This window comes from Thauera phenylacetica B4P, assembly GCF_000310225.1.
Taxonomy (GTDB): domain Bacteria; phylum Pseudomonadota; class Gammaproteobacteria; order Burkholderiales; family Rhodocyclaceae; genus Thauera; species Thauera phenylacetica.
The window spans coordinates 1-1872 of sequence record NZ_AMXF01000414.1 but is presented as its reverse complement, the minus strand read 5'-3'; the positions used below and the strand labels follow the sequence as shown (position 1 = coordinate 1872).

Annotated in this window: 3 protein-coding genes; all 3 read right to left on the bottom strand. The window is 70.8% G+C overall.

All coding sequences use genetic code 11. The features are described 5' to 3' along the window. Positions 1 to 402: septum site-determining protein MinC (locus C667_RS22625; protein WP_004387299.1), on the bottom strand; the 402-nt coding region annotated here is incomplete at its 3' end. 96 nt (positions 403 to 498) lie between these two features. Continuing rightward, on the bottom strand, positions 499 to 1362 hold the full coding sequence (hslO, locus tag C667_RS22620; RefSeq protein ID WP_004387298.1) for an Hsp33 family molecular chaperone HslO: 864 nt from the start codon (positions 1360 to 1362) through the stop codon (positions 499 to 501). Between the two features lie 35 nt (positions 1363 to 1397). Next, entirely contained in the window at positions 1398 to 1748 is a 351-nt protein-coding gene (locus C667_RS22615; RefSeq protein ID WP_004387297.1) for an ArsC family reductase, read from the bottom strand. Between the last annotated feature and the right edge of the window lie 124 nt (positions 1749 to 1872).

Sequence of the window (1872 nt, the reverse complement as noted above, 5' to 3'; positions counted from 1 at the left end):
GGGGGGCGCCTGCGTGGCGACTGGCTCCGGGGGTGGGGCCGGCTGCGCGGGCGCCTCTGCGGGCGGGCGGCCGGCGAGCTGCGAAGGGTCGATCAGCGCCAGGCCGGCGCGGCGAACGCCCTCGTGGTGTTCCGCGGGCAGGCGCATGACGCCGATCGGCTGCAGCCGGTAGCGGCGCAGCAGGGACTGCAGGCCGGACCAGTCGATACGTGCGGGGAGCTGCGCCACGCCGGCGAAGTCGAGGATGACCGCCTCGCCGTTGAAGAAGTCGGGCATGCCACCGAGCATCTTGTGCAGGGAATCGGCGAGCGTGCTCGGTTCCGCCGCCAGCAGGACGGCGACGGTGGCGCCCAGGGTCGTGTTGTGGAACTCGATCGATCTTGCGGGCGCGCTGGCGGACATGTACGGAACGGTCTTCAAAATCAAGCGAGTGTACTTAGGCGAAGACGTTCGGGCAAGGCCGGCAGCGCAAACCTGACGGCATCGCCCGCTTTCCGCTCAATGCAGGGTGGGCGGACGGAAGAGGGCGTCCACGTCGCTGCGATCGAAACGGTAGGTGTGGTTGGAGAGGTCGTCATGCACCACGACCTCGCCATGCTCCTCGAGCACGGCGCGCACCTCGGCCTCGCCGAGCGCGCGCAGCATCTCGGCGATCTTGTCCGGATCGGCCGGCCACTCGTGGGTGACCGGGCGCGCCTCGAAGAGGCGGATGTCCTCCTCGGCGAACAGGCGGCGCAGGATCTGCTCGGCGTCGAGGCCGAGCAGCTCGTCCTCGCGCACGGTGTGGGCGAGCTGCTGCACGCGCGACCAGCCGTCGAGGTCCTTGGCGTCGGCGCCGGGCAGCTTCTGTACGAACAGGGCCACCGCGGCCCGCGGGCTGCACGCCAGCCACAGCCTCGCGGGCTGCTGCTCGGACTGGGCGAGATAGTGCTCGAAGACCTCGGCGATGCTGTCGCCTTCGAGCGGCACCAGGCTCTGGTAGGGCTGCCCCAGGCCCGCGATGTCGAGGGAGAGCTGCAGACGCCCGTCGCCGACGAGCTCGGCGAGCGTGCCGGCGGCGGGCGTGCCCTCGGCCTTGGCGTAGCCGCGCAGGTTGAGGGTCTCGGCGCAGTCGATCACCAGCAGGCTGACCGGGCCGTGGCCGGTGATCTGGGAGGTCAGCCGGCCGGGCTGCTTGAGGTTGCCGGCGATCACGGTCGACACCGCGCTCATCTCGCCGAGCAGGTGCGCCACGGCAGGTGCATAGCCGCGCCCGTCCTGCATGGCCTGCCAGACGTCGGTGAGGCGCACGACCGCGCCGCGGATGTCGAGATCTTCGAGCAGGAAGCGTTGCACGTAGCTGGTGGGGAGGGGCTTGTTCATGTCGGGGGTCCGGTTTTCTTGTTGGCCGTAGTGGCTCAGCGCTGGTAATGGCGCTCGAAGGCACCGGTGTCCAGGCCGACGACGAGCTCGCCGTCGGCGAACTCGACCAGCGGGCGTCGGATCAGGCTGGGCTGGGCCTGCATCAGTGCGATCGCCGCGGCGGTGTCGGCGATCGCCTGCTGTTCGGGCGCGAGCTTGCGCCAGGTGGTACCGCGCTTGTTCACCAGCGCCTCCCAGCCCAGGCGCTCGCACCAGCGCGCCAAGGTGGCGGCGTCGATGCCGGCCTTCCTGTAGTCGTGGAAATGGTAGGCGACGCCCGCGCCGTCGAACCAGGCGAAGGTCTTCTTCATCGTGTCGCAGTTCCTGATGCCATGGATCGTCGGCATGGCCGTCTCCTTACTTGCCGCCGCGGGCACGGGCGAAGGCATCGGCGAGCGCGTTGCCGGCCGCCGGGCGCGAGGCCTCCTGGCGCGCGCCGCCCTTGCCCTGCGCGGGCGGGCGGCGGTCGTC